At 41.8% G+C, this 20,610-nt stretch carries 13 protein-coding genes; 3 read left to right on the top strand and 10 right to left on the bottom strand.

Annotated elements, in window-relative coordinates; genetic code table 11:
* Together cobA and BM192_RS14705 are read right to left on the bottom strand one after the other, a co-directional pair.
* On the bottom strand, positions 1-795 hold the full coding sequence (cobA, locus tag BM192_RS14710; protein WP_037438801.1) for a uroporphyrinogen-III C-methyltransferase: 795 nt from the start codon (positions 793-795) through the stop codon (positions 1-3).
* Positions 792-2,885: a HEPN domain-containing protein gene (locus BM192_RS14705; RefSeq protein WP_037438803.1), complete on the bottom strand. Its 2,094-nt coding sequence runs from the start codon at positions 2,883-2,885 to the stop codon at positions 792-794. The genes cobA and BM192_RS14705 overlap by 4 nt, the downstream gene beginning before the upstream one ends.
* Before the next feature lie 919 nt (positions 2,886-3,804).
* Between BM192_RS14705 and BM192_RS14695 the strand changes: the two genes are divergently transcribed.
* Positions 3,805-4,605, top strand: coding sequence for a murein L,D-transpeptidase catalytic domain family protein (locus tag BM192_RS14695; protein WP_081857471.1), 801 nt, complete (start codon positions 3,805-3,807; stop codon positions 4,603-4,605).
* 2 nt (positions 4,606-4,607) lie between these two features.
* On the opposite strand, the gene BM192_RS14690 is transcribed toward BM192_RS14695, so the two are convergent.
* The 8 genes from BM192_RS14690 to BM192_RS14655 form a co-directional block, all read right to left on the bottom strand.
* The gene (locus BM192_RS14690) at positions 4,608-8,270 is read right to left on the bottom strand and encodes an AAA family ATPase (protein WP_037438807.1); all 3,663 of its coding nucleotides are present in this window, start codon (positions 8,268-8,270) and stop codon (positions 4,608-4,610) included.
* 27 nt (positions 8,271-8,297) lie between these two features.
* Positions 8,298-9,521: an exonuclease SbcCD subunit D C-terminal domain-containing protein gene (locus BM192_RS14685; RefSeq protein WP_037438809.1), complete on the bottom strand. Its 1,224-nt coding sequence runs from the start codon at positions 9,519-9,521 to the stop codon at positions 8,298-8,300.
* A gap of 59 nt (positions 9,522-9,580) precedes the next feature.
* On the bottom strand, positions 9,581-9,994 hold the full coding sequence (locus BM192_RS14680) for a hypothetical protein (RefSeq protein ID WP_074587771.1): 414 nt from the start codon (positions 9,992-9,994) through the stop codon (positions 9,581-9,583).
* 98 nt (positions 9,995-10,092) lie between these two features.
* On the bottom strand, positions 10,093-11,508 hold the full coding sequence (locus tag BM192_RS14675) for an efflux transporter outer membrane subunit (RefSeq protein WP_051759658.1): 1,416 nt from the start codon (positions 11,506-11,508) through the stop codon (positions 10,093-10,095).
* Position 11,509: 1 nt separating this feature from the next.
* Positions 11,510-14,674 carry an efflux RND transporter permease subunit gene (locus BM192_RS14670; protein ID WP_037438812.1) on the bottom strand — a complete coding sequence of 1,055 codons (3,165 nt, stop codon included), beginning with the start codon at positions 14,672-14,674 and terminating at the stop codon, positions 11,510-11,512.
* An 11-nt stretch (positions 14,675-14,685) separates the two neighbouring features.
* Entirely contained in the window at positions 14,686-15,816 is a 1,131-nt protein-coding gene (locus BM192_RS14665; protein ID WP_037438814.1) for an efflux RND transporter periplasmic adaptor subunit, read from the bottom strand.
* A gap of 201 nt (positions 15,817-16,017) precedes the next feature.
* A complete protein-coding gene (locus tag BM192_RS14660; protein ID WP_037438815.1) occupies positions 16,018-16,611 on the bottom strand; it encodes a TetR/AcrR family transcriptional regulator in 594 nt (197 codons plus the stop codon).
* 227 nt (positions 16,612-16,838) lie between these two features.
* On the bottom strand, positions 16,839-17,333 hold the full coding sequence (locus BM192_RS14655; protein WP_051759661.1) for a DUF6702 family protein: 495 nt from the start codon (positions 17,331-17,333) through the stop codon (positions 16,839-16,841).
* 105 nt (positions 17,334-17,438) lie between these two features.
* Here BM192_RS14655 and BM192_RS14650 point away from each other — a divergent pair, with 105 nt between their 5' ends.
* Both BM192_RS14650 and BM192_RS14645 read left to right on the top strand, forming a co-directional pair.
* Entirely contained in the window at positions 17,439-19,805 is a 2,367-nt protein-coding gene (locus BM192_RS14650) for a M1 family metallopeptidase (protein WP_051759662.1), read from the top strand.
* Between the two features lie 78 nt (positions 19,806-19,883).
* On the top strand, positions 19,884-20,609 hold the full coding sequence (locus BM192_RS14645) for a hypothetical protein (protein ID WP_037438817.1): 726 nt from the start codon (positions 19,884-19,886) through the stop codon (positions 20,607-20,609).
* Position 20,610 lies beyond the last annotated feature (1 nt).

Below are 20,610 nucleotides of genomic sequence, written 5' to 3'. Positions count from 1 at the left end.
TTAATTGATTTCTGTTTGAATGGTTTCGAAGAAATCTCTGATTGGCTGAAAATCCGGATGCAGAGACACAACTTCGCCCAATACAATAATCGCAGGAGCCGCAATGCGTTTTTCTTCCGCTACTTCCAGGATTGTATCTACAATACCTACAGCACATTTCTCCAAATCGGTGCTTCCATTCTGAATTATAGCTACGGGCAGTCTGCTTTTGCCTTCCTGTTGGTATAACCTGACAATTTCTTTCAGTTTATTCATTCCCATAAGCACTACAACCGTTGCTTTAGTCCTGACAGCTTCATATAAATCGTTAGACATCGCTCCTGACGCTGTTGTGCCTGTTACTACCCAAAAGCTTTCACTTAAACCACGGTGTGTAACAGGAATCTGCTGTAATCCAGGAACTGCAATGGAGCTGGATAAGCCAGGTACTATTTTAACAGGTATATTATAACCTGCAGCGAAATTCATTTCCTCATATCCACGGCCGAAAACAAAGGGATCTCCACCTTTCAGCCTAACCACATGCCCGTAGTTTAAAGCATAATCTACCATCAGCTGATTAATTTCCTGCTGCGTACTGGAATGTTGCCCAGATCTTTTTCCTACGAATACCTTAACTGCACCTGGTTTTGCATAATCGAGCAGATCTTCATTGACGAGTGCATCGTAAAGAATTACATCTGCATCTCCCAGTGCTTTTGCACCTTTCATGGTAATCAGATCCGGATCTCCGGGACCTGCACCCACCAGGGTAATCCTGGGTTCCGGAATTTGTCTTTGACTGTCTAATTTCATGCTTTAACCTGCGCCTCCCTTTTCGCTCTTAATTCCTGATAAAATTCACCTGCTCCTTTTAAGTAGGCTGCCGCAAATTCTACACCTGGCTCATTTTTATTTATCTGCAGTACCAGATCTGAGAAAGTGCCTTCCAGCTTCACTTCTCCGGTAATGACAAAATTTGTATCAAATTCGCGAATGACACCGATTTGTGTACTCGCACTGATTCCTTTATCGAGTAATAACGCCTTGGCTGTGTTCACATAAACACTATAGGCATGATAAATTGCATCTGACCAAGCTCCAGCTTCAAATGCTTCTCTAGCCCAAAGTAGTTTTTCTTCTCCTTCAAATAATAGTGTCGCAACCAGATCAACAATTACTCCCGCACATTCTCCAACTCCAATGGCAGTTTGAAAGGTTTCTTCATGTCCCCAGTCTACATATTCTTCTGGAGTAAGTGTCGTTAGATCTGCAAGTGGTTTTAACAACTGATAGAAATAATCTTTGCCACTGAAGTCATAATATTCATGGAAACTTTTACCGGCAGCGTGTAGCTGGTAGTCTTCCAGAATAGTTCTTAAAACGTATTGAGCACGCTTGGTAGGCACTTTAATGACACGTTCTGCCACACGCCCTTCTCCATCTCCAACTGTTCCGCCACCAAGCATGACCTGAACTGCTGGTACGACCTGGCCGTTTGCTTTTACTGAGCTTCCATGAAAGCCGATATGTGCAAGTCCATGCTGTCCGCAGGAGTTCATACAACCACTTATTTTTATTTTAATGTCTTTATCATAAATCAAATCTGGAAATTCATCCTGTATCACTGTTTCCAGTACGACTGCCAATGACATGCTATTGGCTATGCCCAGGTTGCAAGTGTCTGTTCCGGGGCAGGTAGTTACATCGGCAAGGCTATCAAAACCACTAACAGCAAAACCTAATTCCAGCAGATTATTGTACAGTGGCAGCAAACCATTTGCTCTTACGAATTTGAGCAGCAATCCCTGATTTTGCGTGATCCTGATTTCATCTGCCACATAAGGCCTGATTGCTTCTACCAGTAATCTGGCACGGTCGGTTTTAATATCCCCTACTGGTATTTTTAAATAAACTCCGTAAAAACCAGCTTGCTTCTGCTGGAAAACATTCGTATCCAGCCATTGCTGATAATGAACCGGATCTGCAGGTTTCAATTCTGCATCCAGCGCAATTTCAGGCGGGGCTTCTGGTAAGGGTACTAAATCACGATTAATCGGATATGTTCTGGATTTATTAGCAATTACTTCTTCTTCGATCAGTCTGGTTACTTCTTCCAGGCCTAACTTCTGAACCAGATATTTCATTCTTGCTTTATTCCTGTTACTGCGCTCTCCATAACGGTCAAAAACGCGTAGTACAGATTCTGTATAGGGAATGAGCTGGTCTTCCGGTAAAAATGTCTTTACCACACTTGCCAGAAATGGCTGTGCACCTAAACCTCCGGCAAACATAACTTTAAAGCCCCTGTTTCCCTGATCATCCAGTTTAGGTATAAAACCCAGATCATGAATATAGCTAAAGGCGGTATCTTTAGCGTTGGCTGAAAAAGAAATTTTAATCTTTCTACCCATCTCCTGACAAACCGGATTACGCAAGAAATACGCAAACGTAGCCTGCGCATAGGGAGACACGTCGAACAGCTCATCAGGATTGATTCCTGCGTCTGGGGAAGAAGTCACATTTCTGACCGTATTCCCACAGGCTTCCCTTAAAGTAATATCGTCACGTTCCAGCTCTGCCCATAATTGCGGAGTCCTGTCTAAACTGACATAATGAATCTGAATATCCTGGCGTGTCGTGAGGTGGAGATTTCCACTTCCATATTCATCGGAAACGTCTGCTATCCTTAAAAGCTGTTTAAAGGTAACTTTACCGAAGGGTAACTTAATCCTGACCATCTGTACACCCGGCTGTCTTTGCCCGTACACACCTCTGGCCAGACGAAGACTACGGAATTTTTCATCATGGATTTTTCCTTCTCTAAAGGCACGGATCTTCTGTTCAAGATCGATAATATCTTTTTCGACTACCGGATTTTCCAGCTCCGTTCTAAAACTCTGCATGTCAATAAATCTTGGTTATAGGTTGTTTTGTTCTGCGGTTTTTACCCCGCAATAACAAATATATAGATTCTATATAGAAATAGTAGTTTTAAATCAAAAAATTACGATAATCCGCATACACGCTGTATATCAGCGTATAACAAATTATCAATTAAATTTATTTGGTGCTTTAGAGTTGAGATAGGCGTAAACAGGTTAATATTTCCAATATGGTAGCTTTTAATTTTCTGTTGATTCTCTTCGGTGTTGATATACCCTTGCTTTACCCTTGCCATACCGTTGGGATACCCTTCCTTTACCTATTGGGTATCGCAAGGGTAAAGGAAGGGTATGGCAAGGGTATACCAACCAAGGACAGTATAAAAATAAAAAGGGGAAATAAAAAAAGGTTATTAAAAGCAAAAAACCCGGACATCCACCCGGGTTATTTCAATCAACTAAACCTAAACTTTAGAAAATACTAACCAAATATTATCTATCACAAAAGTAGATTCTCAATATTAAATCAAGATGAACAAGATGTTATAAAAAAACATGGTTTACTGAAATAAGCCTTCTATACTCATTGGTTTTGGTCAGTTATTTCAATCCATTTACCAAGTGTATCTGCCGATGCCTAAACAGTGTTAATAAGGTGATTTTGTTTAAGTTTTGCAATTTGCCGATGAGCGGATAAAACTCGGATATCTGAAGCAACCGCGATCCGGCAAGAAAAAAAAACAAAAAATATACATTTCAAGAAATGTCGCCAAAATCACGTCTTAATGGACAATCAGTTCAATTTAAAACAAATTTCATCAGGTTATATCGGTCATTTCCACGTAATTATCGGACGTATCAAATTTTGAACTGTATTAATTTCGTTATATTGGTTAAACATTAAACAAAAGAAAGTTCAACAAAAACCAAATAATTGCTAATGAAAAAACACCTTTTAGGCGTAGCCGGCATGTTATTAGTAGCCATTGCTTTTTCAGTTATCAGCTGGGTTTCTCCAGTTCAACCTAAATTTCAGGTTAAAACTATTACAGAGGATGCACTTTATCAAACCTATGTAGCTAATAAGTACAAAAGTATTCACCTTCAGGATGCGGGATTAAGTGAAGAAGTATTTCAAAAAGCACTTACTGGATATTACAATCTTAAAAATACAGGTAAAGCTGGCAACGGGAAATCAATTCTGACAATTGCAGATTTTGATCAGAACAGCACGAAAAAACGGCTCTGGATTATAGATCTGGAAACAGACTCTTTATTGCTCCATACCTGGGTGGCACATGGTGAAAAAAGTGGTGGAGATTTAGCCACCCGTTTCTCGGATACGAACGATTCCAACGAAAGTAGTCTTGGTTTTTATGTGACTGCCGAAATTTACAGGGGCAAACACGGACGTTCATTAAGATTAGATGGTATGGACGAAGGTTATAATGCTAATGCCAGAAAACGCGCCATTGTAGTACATGGGGCTCCTTATGTGAGCCAGGCAACTATTAATGAACTGGGCAGGCTTGGCCGCAGTCATGGTTGCCCTGCAGTACCAGCAGAGCTAAGTGACCAGGTTATTAATACCATAGCAGGAAAAACCGTTATTTTTATTAATGGAAGTGCCCAGTCCTATGCCTCCAAATATCTTAATTCACATCTGGCTGCAAATGCAGTACTATCTGATAAAGACAGTACACTCACCGGAAAAAACACGGAATTAGCAGGAAGGATTTAGCTTTAAATCCTTCCTCCGCTAGTGATGCTGATCCGGCTGCTGCCACCAGGCATTTTGGTTAATCTGATCTGCGTATTAATCCTTTCCTTCAGTGCTTCAACATGGGAAATTATGCCGATACTTTTTCCATTTGCCTGTAAGTTCTCCAGCGCAGTAATGGCTATATCCAGTGTTTCTGCATCCAGTGTTCCGAAGCCCTCGTCTATAAATAAGGAATTGATCTGTACTTTTTTACTCGCCAGATCGGACAAACCCAAGGCAAGACTCAAACTCACAAGGAAGCTTTCTCCTCCGGACAAAGTAGTCATCGGCCGAACAACGTCGGCCTGATAGCTGTCTATGATCTGCAAGTCCAGATCTCGCTCCGGAGTTTTCAGAATCTGATAGCGGTCACTTAACCGCAAAAGATGCCTGTTAGCTAATGCAGTCAGACGGGCCAGCGTTAGTCCCTGAGCAAATCTGCTGAACCGCTTACCATCAGCAGACCCGATTAGTGAAGAAAGTTTCGCAAAGCGTTCTGTTTCCGATGTTTGATGCTCCATTTGTAATACAACGGAAGCATGTTTTGCTTTCATTTCATCATCGTCTGACAGGATGCGGTTGACCTTAAATTTCTCTTCCAGAATTTGGATCAGACTTTCCTCCTGTTGCTGTAATTGAGGTATTATAACCTGTTTATCATGCGCAGTTAATTCTTTGGCCTTCTCCAATTCCAGCTCCTCTTGAGTAGCCCGCAACATACCTTCCATATTTGAAATTTGCTGTTGTATGTCCCGAATAAGATGCTGCAATCCCGATGCCTCTTCTTCAGACAGAAAAAGAGACTCCAGCGCAGCTACCGAATCAATATCATCTTCGGCAAGGATGGTTAAAAATGCTGCTGTTTGCTTTTGATAATTATCTTTTAATGCCCCGGCAGTCTTTTTCAGATTTGCAGTCCGGTCTTCCAGCAGACGCAGAGCATCTTGTTTAGCACGTACCGAAGTTTGAAATTCTTCATATTCCTGCTGATATGATTTCAAAGTATTCCTGGCCTTTTCTCGTTCTGCCACAGGATCGCCCTGGCCAAATAGCGCGACTCGCCCGCTTCTCAATTTATCCAGGCTGAGTTTGTCATTGATCATCTGATCGTTGGCCAGTTCCAGATTCCTGTTTTTTTCCAGCAGCACAGATGCCGTATGGAGCGCAGTACTTTCCAGCTGACCTAATTTTTGCTGAATTTGTTGGTATTCCTGGCCCTTGCGCGTAAAATACTGCAGGCGTTCTTCCATCTTCGGTATCAGTTCTCCTGCAGACGCAGTATCGGCACTTAATCCAAATGGCTTAACCAGCGCCTGTATTCCCTGTAAATACTCATCAAGCTGGATTCGGCTCTGCTTTAATTCTTTACTACATTCTTCCTCCCTGTCTGTTAGATATTTAATCTTTAGATTAGTTTGGGCCAGCTTATTCTGCGTTATAGTATATTGTTCTTTATGCTGGACAATCAGGAGTTCCTGGGCTTTTATCTCCTGTTGCTGCACTCTAATCTGAGCAAGTTCGGACGCCTGTTCCTGCTGCTCTTGTTGTTTTTTCCGGCTTACAGCTTCTATGATTGATATTCGCTTGTAATCTAATGGTTTTGGTAAACGCAGATTAATTTCCTGAAACTCCTGCAGATTAGCTGCTAAGGTATTTTTACAATTTAACAGCTGCGTTGCTGTGTTCTTCAGTTCAAGCTGCCTGGTATTTAATTCTAAACCGATAGCGGAATGTTGCTGCCGGAATCTATTCGTTTGTTCCTGCTGCTGATTTCTCCGGGATAAAGCATCGCTCACCTTACCAATATAATGACCGTTTACAAAAGGATGATCAAGGGAGCCGCATAAAGGACAGGGTTGTTCGGCTTGCAGTAATTGCCTGGCCGGCTCAAATTCCTGGACCTTTACCTCTAGTTCATAGATTGCCTGCAAAGACTCCAAAAGTTCCTGTGCTTTTGAAGTTTCTTTTTCCGCATCCTGAGAACGCCTGTGCAATTCTGAAACCTGTTTTTCATATCCGTTCTGTAGTACTTCCAACTGTACAGCTTCTTCTTCATTTTTAAGAATGGAGGCCGCAAGTTTTACCTGCTGCCCGACGAGCTCAATAATTAAAGGAAGCTTGCGCAGTTCTTCTTCCCTTTGTTCAATTGAAAAGTCTGCGATCAGATTAGTCAGGTTTGCCTGCATCTTGTTAAGCCCTCCAATTAGTTCCTGCTCGCCACCTGCGAGATCCTGAAGTCCTGATTGTAATGCAGAAGCAGCATTTTGCTGTTCTTGAAGTTCTTTTTGCTGATCAGAGCGCCGCTGTTCAAGGGAGGTGATTTGATGCTGATTTTTAGATAACTGGTCCTGTAACTGTTTACAAATCCCAAGTGCCTGGTCGAGCCCTTGATCGGCCTGATTAGCCTGAAGCCATTCTTTAATTTGTTCTGCCGCAGCTTTAATATCTTCCAGTTGCGCAGTAATTTGCTCCGCCTGCAACTGAAGATTGTTTCGTTCAGAAAGTATTTGATTAAAACCGGCAGCAGACAAATCACTCTGTTTTAAAGCGTGACCGATAGCCGTGTCTAGTTTAAAAACCTCTTCGATAATAGGTTCTAACCGTGATTGCTCGGTCTGCAACACCACCAGTTCTTCGCTCTTGCGAACCAGGATCTCAGAAAGTGCTGCTTGTTCCTGATTTAATGCAGGTAAATTGAGCGCTGACTGGTCCAGTTCCTGTTCCATAGCTGATAGTTGAGTGGAAACACTCTGCAGTACCATTAAAGAGGGTTTGTGACGTAATGCTCCTTCATGCTTTTTTAACCGTACAAAGTCAGGCTCATTTATTTTTAATCTTTCCTTTGCTTGTTCAAGCAGATTGAACTGTTCTTTTTGCCGCAGGGTCAGTTTGTCGAGTTGATTAAGCCACTCAAGTTGTATCCGGGTCGAATTCAGCGCTTTTTTATGTTGTATCTCCTGTTTTAAAGTGTGCTCCAATGCCGTCGTATATTCTGCCCTGCTTTCTGCACTTAAGAGGTTTACATAGGAAAGCTGCTGCTGCAACTGTTCTAATTTTACTCTTTCAGTCCTGGCTTTTTCAAAAGCCGCAATGGAAATTTCGGAGTAAATACCGGTATCGGTAATTTTCTCCAGTAATTCACTCCTATCATTTTCATCGGCTTTGAGGAACCTCGTAAAATCTCCCTGCGATAAAATCACAGCACGCAAAAACTGGCTGTAATCTAATCCGCAGATCTTAACAATGATATCTTTTACTTCCTGTAAGGGATGTTCGGCAATTATTTTTCCGCTTTCTACTTCTGCCACTTCCATCTTTGGCGTCTGCAATTGTCCGTCTGCCTTTCCTCTCGCCCGCCTAACCGACCATCTTGATCTGTAAAGCACTTGTTGTACTTCAAATTCGACCTCTGCATAGGATTCTGCAGTATGCCGGGTCATGATTTCGAATGCATCTTTCTGATGCCGGTGGACGCGGCCATAAAGTGCTACTGTAATGGCATCTAAAAGCGTAGTTTTACCGGCACCGGTAGGTCCGGTTATGGCAAAAATACCCGCCTGGTCCAATGGAAACTGGTCAAAACGAATCTCATGCGTTCCTTTTAGCGAATTGAGGTTAAGAAATCTGATAGCAGTAATTTTCATTGGGGGATCTTTCTTTTTTCGGTTTCCTTACTCCTGTTCTTTTTCCTGCATATAGGACATTACCTGTTTGAATGTATCCAGCAGCCCGGTATGATCCTCTCCCGGATAAGCAGATTCACATTTTCTTTCGAAAACAGTTTCGGGATTCAGTTCGTTCAGTGCTGCAAGCTCTTCAGTTTGTTCGTTGAGGTTCTTCATTGCTCCAGTTCTTACCTGGCGAATAAATAAGCGCTCTATATGACTGTTTCCAGCTATCAGTGTCTGAAGTTCATCTTCCAGTTCATAAATAAAAGAGTTTGTTTCCACTTGAATTTCAATCCAGGCCGGAAAAAGTGCAACCGTATTCTCTACCTGGGTCAACTTATTTTTTACCTGCACCAAATCTCCTTTAATGCGTAGTAATCTTCGGGTACACGGTACTTCTATTTCTTCGATGACGGTTAGAGCCGGGCCTTCAAATTCAATAACTATGACGATCTTACGGTCAGAGGTTTCGGAAAAACTCAAAGGAATTGGCGAACCAGAATACCGGATATGATTTACCTGATTTATTTTTTGCGGCCGGTGTATATGGCCCAGCGCCACATAATCAAATGCTTCAGGAAACTGGTCTGCACCAACCTGTCCAAGATTACCTACATGAATTTCTTTTTCACTGTCTGATGTACTGGAGCCCGCGGCAAATAAGTGTCCAGTAGCAATTACTGGTATTCCCTGGTTTTTAAACGGGGTAATATGGGGGATAAAGCGGTGATAGTGGTCGGTTATTCCCTGTTTAAGTCTCTGTTCACGCTCCAGTGTCGTTTCACCCGCAATGGACAACCGGATGTCACGGTCTCTGAGAAATGGCGCAGCACAAACCAGAAGCGCGGGTTCGCCTGCTTCATTATTAATTTGAATAATCTGGTCTGTGAACTCTTCCGGAACCCCTCCGATAATATGTACATTAAAATATTTGAGGAGTGATTGAGGCGCATTGAGCGTACTAATTGAATCGTGGTTTCCTCCTATAATAATGACCTCTTCACAGCAGGTATCTTTTACCTTCCGTAAAAATGCGTAGTAAAGCTCCAAAGCCGTATTTGAGGGGCTGCCAGTATCAAAAATATCACCTGCAATAATTAAAACGTCGATGCGCTGCGCATCCAGTGTAAGGATAAGCCAATCCAGAAAAGCCTGATGCTCATCTGTACGTTCACTCTGTTCCAGTCTTTTTCCTAAATGCCAATCGGCAGTGTGCAGAATTCTCATTGTCGAGGCTAATTTAAGGAATTAATCAGACAGACAATGACCCCTGCAAAAGCTTATATCTATTTTCGGTTTATAGAGATTACACTGTCAACCACATATTCGCTTACGCCTCTCCAGGGCAACGGATTCAGATACTCTTTATAATGTAATTCTAAATCTGCGCCTGCGCTGTTATTTAGCTGATCGGCAACTTTCTGATCTGATACCGAAAACATGAATTCATTTGAAGCGATATTTCCGGGTGCCTGGGAACGAATACCAGTCTGAATCAAACGCCCCTCACTAGTTTTAAACAGGTATCCTTTTTTAACGAAATAATTAAGCTGTCCGGCTTTGACTCCTTCACCGAAAACAAAATAATAACGGTAATATAAAAATCCCGATAACACGACGAGCATAACCAGAGTTATGGTAATCCAGATTTTGCTTCTGGATTTTGGTGGATTATTTTCAAAAGTAGTTTTTGGCTCCATAGCTCATTTTCAGAAGCTTTGTTCAAAAAGTGTTCCATAAAACAAAAAAACCGGATGCTTCTACTGCATCCGGTTTTTGTTTTCATTTGTGATCTGGCTTATTTCCAGCCTCCACCCAAGGCTCGGTATAAACCAATATGTGCCTGTAAGCGGGCCATTTTAAGACTAGCCAATTCCAATTCACTCTGCAATGCATTTCGCTGAGCATTAATCACTTCCAGGTAATCTGCTTTACCGCTGTTAAATAATAGATCTGCATTTTTCAACGCTACCCTGGCTAAGCCTACACGCTGTGCAGTTAATTGGTATTGCTGCTGCAGTTTGTCTGTTTTCACCAATTCATCGGTAACTTCGGCAACAGCCTCCAGTACGGTACTTCTGAATTTAAGTACTACGGCTTCCCTGTCTTTCAGTGCCAGTTCATACTGTGTTTTCAGTTCTCTGCGTTGAAAAATGGGCTGGGTTAATCCGCCTGCCAGGTTTCCGAATAAGGAAGCCGGTATGTTTAACCAGTTACTCGCCTTAAAGGAATTCAGACCTCCGTTTGCACTCAAAACGAGTGAAGGATACATGCTTGCTTTAGTATATCCTGCTTTTGCATTCGCTTTAACAAGCTCTAGTTCTGCTTGTTTCACATCCGGACGAAGGCTTAACATTTCGGCAGGAACACCAGTCACTTTACTACTGTCCACAGGAATATTCTCTAATCTGTTTATCCTGTTCATTTTACCAGGGAAACGACCAGTAAGCACATGCAATGCATTTTCTGCCAGTGCAGCTTGTTGTTCCAGATTCGGGATAAGTGCCGAAGCCGTTAACTGCTGATCTGCCGCCTGCTGAACAGCTAATGAAGTAAGCTGCCCTGCTTCAAACTTCATCTTAATAATCCGTAATGTATTGGTATTAAGTGCAAGGTTTTTACGGGCGGTTTCTAATTGTGTATCCAGCATCAGCAGGTTATAATAAATCGTTGCAACCTGGGAAACAAGCCTGGTCTGTACTGCTTTTCTTGCTTCTGCAGATTGCAGATAAGTAGCTGCAGCGGCATTTTTTTGCTGAGATAATTTACCCCAGATATCTGCTTCCCAGCTCAGACCTGCTGCCAGGTTATAATCTTCAATATGTGAACTACCGATAAACTGCGACATCGTTACGCCATTCAGACTATGGTCTGAGGGTCTGCTGGTGTTCGCATTAACCTGTAAACTCAATTGAGGAATATTTCTGAAGGACTGCTGTTTCAGCAAGATGCCGGCAGCCTCCATATTTTTCATGGCAATTTGCAAATCGTAATTCTTTTTGATTGCCGTATCAATCAGCGACAGCAATTCAGGTTCATTAAAGATTTCGGTATAAGACAATGATGCTATACCGGAAACCTGTGAACTGTATGCGCCCTGAAATTGTGCGGGAGTGGTATGCTCAGGCAGCGCGACATCGCGTGACACTTTGCAACTAGCCAGCAAAAGTACTGCGGTCAATACAAAAAGGGTATATTTTGAATACAGTTTCATATTATGGATGTTTAATAGCTAAAGTTTCCGAACTGATATGGTCTGCTTTTCCGCTGACCTTTTCATGCAGGAATTGAAAAATGACAAATAAAACCGGGATGATTAACAGACCGAAGATTACCCCACTCAACATCCCTCCGGCTGCACCTATACTAATAGAGTGATTTCCAAGAGCCGATGGACCGGTTGCCTGCATCATCGGTACCATACCTGCAATAAATGCGAGTGAAGTCATGATAATTGGCCTCAACCTGAGTTTCGCCGCTTCAAGAGCCGCTGATACTAATGATTTACCTGCTTTTCTACGCTGAACAGCGAACTCTATAATCAGAATCGCATTTTTGGCGAGCAAACCGATTAGCATAACCAAGGCTACCTGTACATAGATGTTATTGGCAATACCTGTTAATCCGATAGCGACAAATACACCGAATACACCTGTTGGGATAGAAAGGATAACCGCCAAAGGCAGGATGTAACTTTCGTACTGAGCCGATAACAAGAAGTAAACGAATACAAGACATAACAGGAAGATAATTACTGACTGTCCACCTGAACTGATCTCCTCTCTGGTCAGACCAGAAAATTCATAAGCGAAACCAGATGGCAGTTCCTTCGCTGCTACTTCTTCAACTGCACGGATAGCATCACCTGAACTGTAGCCTGGTTTGGCAATCGCATTTATACCGATTGAATTAAACATGTTATATCTGGATGCAGTCTCGGTGCCATATACCCTTTCCAAACGAACCAATGTACTTACAGGAACGGGCTCACCATCTCTGTTTTTAACAAATACACCATCTAGCGCTGATGGATCTGCACGATCTGCAATATCTGCCTGCACCATAACACGATAATATTTACCGAAACGGTTGAAGTCGGAGGCTTGTGATGAACCAAAATAAGTCTGCATAGTTTGCAGTACTTCTTTAACCGATACATTTAACTGCTCAGCTTTAGCTTCATCCAGATGGAGCTCCAATTGCGGATAATCTGCCTTAAACGAAGTGAAGGCTACAGCAATCTCAGGACGCTTCATCAGTTCAGCAATAAAATGATTACCTACTTTACTGAATTTGTCCAGTTTTCCACCAGTTTTATCCTGCAGAACCATATCTAATCCGTCGACATTACTAAAACCAGGAACCGTTGGGAAAGTAAACACAAAGAAACTGGCGCCCTTAATTAATGCTAATTTAGCATTCACAATACCCATAATCTCATTGATATCTTTGACTTTACCACGTTCTTCAGTCGGTTTCAATAAGATGAATGAAGCGCCTGCGGATGGACTGGTAGAACTTGTAAGCAAGTTAAAACCTGCCAGAGAGTTATATAATTTAGTGAACTCTAACGGCCTTAAAAGGTCTTCAGCTTCTTTCATGGCTGCTGCAGACCTATCCAATGAAGCACCGGCTGGCATAGTCATCGAAATAGCAATAAAGCCCTGATCTTCTGAAGGAATAAATCCTGTAGGAGTCTTTCTAACCATCCAGATCGTAGCCAGAATAACAATAGCCAGACCACCCATACTTACCCACTTTGCTCTGATCAGGAATTGAAGACTTTTCATATAACGGTTGGTCATCGTATCAAATCCAGCGTTAAATGAGTTGAAGAACCTGGTTTTAAAGTTTGGATTTTCTACCTCACCACCCTTAACCTGATGTTTTAAGAACAGCGCACACAAAGCGGGGCTCAATGTTAACGCGTTAATCGCAGAAATTACAATCGCAATTGCCAGTGTAAATGCAAACTGCCGGTAGAATAATCCTGTAGACCCTTCCATAAAACCGACAGGTAAGAATACCGCACTCATAACCAATGTAATGGAAATAATCGCACCTGTAATTTCATGCATAGCAGATACTGTCGCCGCTTTAGGTGCAAGATGCTGATGCTCCATTTTCGCATGCACGGCCTCGACGACGACAATCGCATCATCGACCACAATACCAATAGCAAGTACCAGGGCAAAGAGTGTCAGCAAATTGATAGAGAAACCAAATACTTGCATCAGGAAGAAAGTTCCCAATATCGCTACCGGCACTGCAATAGCCGGAATCAGCGTGGATCGGAAATCCTGAAGGAACAAGAAAACTACAATGAATACCAGGATAAAAGCTTCTATCAGTGTATGAATTACCTGATTTATACTTTGATCCAGTGCTACTTTTGTACTATAAAGGATATCATACTTTACGCCTTTTGGAAAATCTTTTTCTGCTTTTTTCATGAATTCCATAATTGCGATCTGAATCTCATTCGCATTGGAACCACTTAATTGCTGAATACCGATATTCATACCGGCTTTACCGTTTATACGGGTCTGGCTACCATAAGTGTAAGCACCAAATTCTACTCTCGCAACATCCCTTAAGCGCAGGAATGAGCCATCGGAATTTGCCCGGATAATCATATTTTCATATTCTTCGGGTTTATTTAATTTCCCTTTATACTTAATTACATATTCAAAGGCATTCTTACTGCTCTCACCAAATTTACCCGGTGCAGCTTCTAAGTTTTTGTCTTTAATCGCAGCCATTACTTCGTTAGGAGTAAGCTGATAAGTAGACATTTGCGCAGGGTTTAACCATACACGCATAGAGTAGTCTTTATTACCGCCAAAAATTGCTGCCTGCCCTACTCCAGGAATCCGTTTAATTTCGGGAACAAGGTTGATTGCTGCATAATTGGCCAGGAATGTCTGATCGTAGCTTTGCTCATTCTCGGTATACATATCGAGTACCATGATCAAACTGTTCTGTTGTTTTGCCGTGGTCACACCAGCCTGAATTACTTCTGCAGGAAGCTGACTGGTCGCTTGTGAAACCCGGTTCTGTACGTTAACCGCAGCTTGATCCGGATCTGTACCCAGCTTAAAATAAACAGTAATAACCAGGGAACCATCGTTACTCGCTGTTGAGCTCATATAGCTCATATTTTCAACCCCGTTGATAGATTCTTCCAACGAGGGTGCCACAGACCGCAGCACAGTCTCCGCATTCGCACCGGGATACAAGGCAGTTACCTGTACGGCCGGGGGGGCAATATCCGGAAACTGCTGCAAGGGTAATCTGCTTAAACCCAGTATACCGAGTATAACCAGCAGAATCGAGATTACTGTTGCAAGAACAGGTCTGTCTATAAATTTCTTAAACATAATTTCGTGAATTAATTCAATGCGGTTTGTTTGTCTTTGGAGACTTGTTCCGGTTGGATATGATCTCCTTCTTTGAGTTTGTCAATGCCGTCGAAGACGATTCTGTCTCCTTTTTTCAGACCGGACTGGACGAGATAATTTGTTCCGCTGGCTCCAATTATCTGAATTGGTTGCTTGCTAACCTGGTTTTTGGCATCGACCGTGAATACGAACAATTTGTCCTGTACTTCAACAGTAGAAGCCTGAGGCACCATTACCGTGTAACCATGCTTCTTACCTAATCTGATGCGCCCGGTATTTCCCGATTTCAACACACCCGCTTCGTTTGGAAAAGTAGCTCTCAGTGTAATGGATCCTGTTTGTCGGTTAAACTGTCCATCTACCATATCAATTCTACCCTGGCTTGTATAGGCAGATTTATCTGCCAGAATCAGTGACACCTTTGGCATATTTTTAAAACGTTCTGCTGCGTCTTTTCCCTGATATTTAGAGTTAAAGTCTATATAATCATCTTCACCTAAAGAGAAGTAAGCATAAACCTCATGCGCATCGGAGATCGTAGTTAAGGCCATTGCATCGCTTACACCTACCAAACTTCCTTGTTTTTTCGGCAATCTGCCAATGAAACCCGAAACCGGCGCTGCGATAGTGGTATAACCAAGATTGATTTTGGCGGCTTCAACGCCTGCTCTTGCTTGTTCCGTATTAGCTTTCGCTAATTGTTCGGCAGCCATCGCTGTTTTTAATTGAAAGTCTGAAACAACCTGATTGCTCACCAGTGGTTTTAGCTTTTCAACTTCTAGCTTTGCACTGACCAATGCAGCTTCTGCAGCCTGATAAGTTGCTTTAGCAGTGTTTAATGCTTCCCGGAAAGGTAAAGGGCTAATTTGAAATAAGGGTTGCCCTTTTGTTACCCTCGCACCTTCTGCGACATAAATTTTGTCAAGGATTCCGGATACCTGAGGGCGGATATCTATATCTGAGACCCCCTGAACTGAAGCCGGATATTCCACATAGGTGGTTTCATCGGATTCGTTTAATGTAATTACCGGAAATGCCTGTGCAGGCGCCGGTGCGTTGTTTTGCTGGTTGCCTGAACAACCGGCAATAAATAGTGCTATAAGTAAAATTGAAGATTTCATAACAATGATTAACTGTTTAACAGTGTTAAGTGAATGGATAAAAAATAGTGGAAGAAAAAGAGGATTAAGGAGACATTCTATCGAAGTAAAGTTATTTAACGTCGTTAAGTGATTAGCTGTAAAAAAACTGTTAATTGACTCCCGAAAGCATTTAAGCTCATAAGTTTATTTAACAGCGTTAGATATTTGGGTAAAAAATTTTTAGTCGTTTATAGTATTAATAATTCCATGAATAGCATCTTTTAAAATATGCTGGTTCATTTCATCTCCGGTACCTTTATTTAAAAGGTTAATGGAAATCAGTCCATGAATAATAGACCAGAATGTATAATATTTTCTACAGATCATATCCGGCGTTGGTTTAACCATCAGTTCGGAAATTGTATCGTTAATTATTTTTGCCGATGCTATTGCTTCAGGAAGCGCTTTCTTCTGCTCACAACAGACCATATCAACACCGTACATTAACTGATATAACTGTGTCTGTGAAAATGCAAAATTCCAGTAAGCCATCCAGATAGCTTCCAATTGTAAGTCTGGTTCTGTCTGAGCAGCTTTCGCACTCCGAACATCCTGCAAAAGTAACTGATGCCCGATCCGGGTCAGTTCAAATAGTATCCCCTCTTTATTAGCGAAGTATTCATAAATTATAGGAGCAGTGTATTCAATCTTATCTGCAATTTTTCGCATACTTAAGGCCTGCCAGCCATCTTCCCTGACAATCTGCAAAGCAGCGTCCAGGATATTTGATCTGGTTTCTTCCTTAATTCTTTGAATTCTTTCTTTGCTTCCCATAATTAAGTTTGTCCTTATATGATTAAAGTGATAAACTATTTAACAGCGTTAAGCAAATGTAAAAGTAATTTGAATATTGAGCATCAGCGAACTGTCAAAAAACGCTAACACCCTGTAAACATTAACGTTGCGTTTGATTTATTTTCAAAAATAACGCTTGTAGCAGCGATAATTTAATCTGGTGACCAGGGCTTGAAGCGAAATAACGTGATTTTTTGCTCGGTTTATCAGAATGTTGTGAGTAGTTTTTTAGAAGGATAATCAAGTTTAGCACTTTTACGTTTACCCTGACAAGTGATATGGAAGATATTAACCTGATCATTGAAAAGGTCGTATAGAATAGTGCTGCTTGTTTCCAGCGACCGGATATTTTTTACAGGTTCTGACTCCAAATAAACGATGACAGCTTCGTTGTCGTTTTCATAGCCAATATAGTTAAGCTTAATATTCGTGGCATTTGCTGCCAGCTGTAAATGTGCAAGCAGGTACTTTCCGACTACCGCATCCATATCCTTGTGCCTTACAGGCTTGATCAGGTCGGCTTTTATTTTATAATTCCTGCTCAGAATATCTTCAAAATCGTCGGTGAAAATTCTGCAGCTGATTTCCAGTCTTCCGGTTTTTATATTTTGGTTGATTTCTGTAGAACTCAGGTGCAACGGATGCCGCAAGGCTGCAGCTCCTTTATTTAGAGGCGCTTCAGCATTTAAATTGAAGAACATGTAACAAATTAGCAGACATTGCCTGACGATTAATAACATAGAAACATTTAATTTTTCGAATACAAAAAAACGGTTTAAATTTAGACTTTCAACATAAATCTTCAAATGAACAAATCTTTAACCGCGCTGCTCCTGCTTGGCTCTTCTCTGCAGTATGCCAATGCTCAGAATATTCAGAATAATCCCGGCAGTAATCACGGAAACAAATTTGAACAGCTAGGTACTATACTAACCACGCCAAATGAACAGCGTACGGCAAGTGGCGCTCCTGGTGCAAAATATTGGCAGCAAAGGGCCGATTATGATATTAAATGTTCATTAGATGAAGTGAATCAGATCCTTACCGGTTCTGAAAAGGTTACTTATTTTAACCACTCCCCTGACGAGCTTTCCTATATCTGGCTGCAGCTGGACGAAAATGAGCATAATAATCTGCGTAACGCAAATTATCAAAGCAGTACGACCTTGCCCGAAATGACCACAACCCGGGCTATAGAAAAAGCAGTAATCACACAGACTGATAATGGTCTTGGGATCCAAATACAAAAGATTACTGATGCTGCAGGTAAGGATATCAGCTACACAATTAACAAAACAATGATGCGGGTGGATCTGCCGGTACCGTTAAAACCTGGCCAGCAGTTCGTGTTTAATGTGAACTGGAAGTATAAAATTAGTGACCGCATGGTTGAGGGCGGCCGTGGTGGTTACGAGTATTTCCCTGAAGATGGGAACTATTTGTTTACGATGGCTCAATGGTTCCCTAGATTATGCGTTTATAGTGATTTTCAGGGTTGGCAGCATCATCAGTTCACAGGTAGAGGTGAGTTTGCCTTAACTTTTGGTAATTATAAAGTGCAGATTACAGTTCCTGCAGATCATATTGTTGGTGGTACCGGTGAATGTATCAATTACTCCGGCGTGCTGAATCCTACACAACTCTCCAGATATAATCAGGCAAAAACAGCGAAGGAACCTGTAGAAATTGTAACGCTGGACGAGGCTAAAAAAGCTGAAGGTGTAAAAAACAAGGCTACTAAAACCTGGGTATTCCAGGCTAATGATGTCAGGGATTTTGCCTGGACTTCTTCACGTAAATTTATATGGGATGCCATGGCACAGCCTGTAGAGGGTAAGTCTGTAATGTGTATGAGTTTCTATGGTAAGGAAGCCTATAATTTATATAAACCTTATTCGACAAAAGCTATTGCCCATACCGTAAAAACATATTCGGATTTCACTTTCCCTTATCCGTACCCTGTTGCACAAAGTGTAGAAGCGGCCAACGGAATGGAATATCCAATGATCTGTTTTAACTACGGCAGAACAGAAAAAGACGGTACCTACAGCGAAAGTTCCAAAAATGGAATGCTCGGTGTAATTATTCATGAAGTGGGGCATAACTTCTTCCCAATGATCGTTAACAGCGACGAGCGTCAGTGGAGCTGGATGGATGAAGGCTTAAACTCTTTCCTTGAATATCTTACAGAGGAACTTTGGGATAATAAATTTCCAGTCAAAAAAGGCCCTGCCTACACGATAGTTGATTATATGAAATTACCAAAAGATCAGCTGGAACCAATTATGACCAATTCCGAAAACATTGTTCGCTTTGGCCCAAATGCTTATTCTAAGCCGGCTACGGGTTTAAATATCCTGAGGGAAACTATTATGGGCAGGGAGTTGTTCGACTACGCTTTTAAACAATATGCAAAGCGATGGGCTTTCAAACACCCCACCCCAGCAGATTTCTTCCGTACCATGGAGGATGCAAGTGGTGAAGACCTGGATTGGTTCTGGAGAGGATGGTTCTACGGCACCGACCCATGCGACATTGCTCTTGATGAAGTTAAATTTGCTAAAGCGGATGTGAATGCAAAACCTGGCTCACCAAACGTTAAAATGGTTAAACTAGACCGTCCGCAGGTAAATGTTTTCGAAGATATTTCCAAAATTAGAAACCGTGAAGACAAGAAGATTAGCTTCTACACAGACCGTGATAAAAAAACACAGGATTTCTACTGGAGATATGACCGTGGTCTTGAAAAAGTTGACGATACGGAACGTAAGCGCGAAATCCCATTCCCCTATGAAACATTGAGTGAGGAAGATAAAGCGAAGTATGCAGGTAAATTCTTCTACGAATTGTCTTTTAGCAACAAGGGTGGCCTTGTCATGCCTGTCATCGTAGAATTTACTTTTGCAGACGGCAGCAAAATGATGGACCGGATCCCTGCACAAATCTGGCGTCTGGATGAACAAAAGGCCTCAAAATTCTATGTCCTTGATCAGGAGATTGCATCTATTCAGCTCGACCCTATGCGCGAAACTGCAGATATCGACGAAAGTAACAATACCTGGGGCGGTAAAGCAAAAGCTTCTAAATTTGATTTATTCAAACAAAAAAGTGCAGCGGCCAGAGGCCAGTCAGTAGGATCTAATCCTATGCAACAGGCCCGCACAGGTCAATAAAAAATCTGTATACAGATACAGGCTGGATGGAAACTCATCCGGCCTTTTTTGTAATATTGCAGATTAAATATTTTATCCTTGAAAAATTTAGTACTCAGCACATTTCTTCTTCTCTTTTACTTTTCTTCACCAGCGCAGAAAAAGAGTGAGACAAATCTGATTCCCTCCTGGAAAATCAGTTATAACCTGGATTATGGTACTCCTGCTATAGAAAGTAAAGATACCCCTGGTGATACTGAAAAAGATCTGCTACTCAAGCTTTCTGCTGCCCTTTCGGGAAGTGCGGAAGGGGAATCTCCGCTGACTTGTTATATTAGCAATACCTATATCCGGGTGGAGCAAATGGGGCTAGGTGGTGGCATAACACTTGCCGATAAAAGGGACACCTTAAGCTACATGTTGGACACCCTGGAAAAAACGGTTACCAGCTATCCGGCTGAAATGCCCAATCTGCAAATTCAGGAGTTGGGAGACAGTGTCGCCGTCCTCAGTACAGATGACCTGCGGATTCATCTGACAGCAGACACAATGACTATAGCGGGTATGCATTGCAAGAAAGCAGTCTTTCAGCATCCCGAGAAAGAAGAATATAAAATCAATGTATGGTACACCACTGAGCTTCCTACGCTTTACTGGCAAAAATACAGCTATCTGAAAGCCGTCCCGGGATGTGCCCTGGCTATTACTACAAAAAGTGGTAATCTTGAAATAGGTATTAAAGCCCAGCGGATAGAAAAACTGGACATCCCTGAAAAGTTCTTTCTTCCTCCTGCTGATTATACATTAAATACTTACACCTTTTAAT

Origin of the sequence: Pedobacter antarcticus (assembly GCF_900112985.1) — a bacterium.
Taxonomy (GTDB): Bacteria; Bacteroidota; Bacteroidia; order Sphingobacteriales; family Sphingobacteriaceae; genus Pedobacter; species Pedobacter antarcticus.
This window is presented reverse-complemented; position numbering and strand designations above follow the sequence as displayed.

Excerpts from the sequence above, each read along its gene's own strand:
- cobA (WP_037438801.1), bottom strand. The coding sequence starts at position 795 with ATGAAATTAGACAGTCAAAGACAAATTCCGGAACCCAGGATTACCCTG.
- BM192_RS14705 (WP_037438803.1), bottom strand. The coding sequence starts at position 2,885 with ATGCAGAGTTTTAGAACGGAGCTGGAAAATCCGGTAGTCGAAAAAGAT.
- BM192_RS14695 (WP_081857471.1), top strand. The coding sequence starts at position 3,805 with ATGAAAAAACACCTTTTAGGCGTAGCCGGCATGTTATTAGTAGCCATT.
- BM192_RS14690 (WP_037438807.1), bottom strand. The coding sequence starts at position 8,270 with ATGAAAATTACTGCTATCAGATTTCTTAACCTCAATTCGCTAAAAGGA.
- BM192_RS14685 (WP_037438809.1), bottom strand. The coding sequence starts at position 9,521 with ATGAGAATTCTGCACACTGCCGATTGGCATTTAGGAAAAAGACTGGAA.
- BM192_RS14680 (WP_074587771.1), bottom strand. The coding sequence starts at position 9,994 with ATGGAGCCAAAAACTACTTTTGAAAATAATCCACCAAAATCCAGAAGC.
- BM192_RS14675 (WP_051759658.1), bottom strand. The coding sequence starts at position 11,508 with ATGAAACTGTATTCAAAATATACCCTTTTTGTATTGACCGCAGTACTT.
- BM192_RS14670 (WP_037438812.1), bottom strand. The coding sequence starts at position 14,674 with ATGTTTAAGAAATTTATAGACAGACCTGTTCTTGCAACAGTAATCTCG.
- BM192_RS14665 (WP_037438814.1), bottom strand. The coding sequence starts at position 15,816 with ATGAAATCTTCAATTTTACTTATAGCACTATTTATTGCCGGTTGTTCA.
- BM192_RS14660 (WP_037438815.1), bottom strand. The coding sequence starts at position 16,611 with ATGGGAAGCAAAGAAAGAATTCAAAGAATTAAGGAAGAAACCAGATCA.
- BM192_RS14655 (WP_051759661.1), bottom strand. The coding sequence starts at position 17,333 with ATGTTCTTCAATTTAAATGCTGAAGCGCCTCTAAATAAAGGAGCTGCA.
- BM192_RS14650 (WP_051759662.1), top strand. The coding sequence starts at position 17,439 with ATGAACAAATCTTTAACCGCGCTGCTCCTGCTTGGCTCTTCTCTGCAG.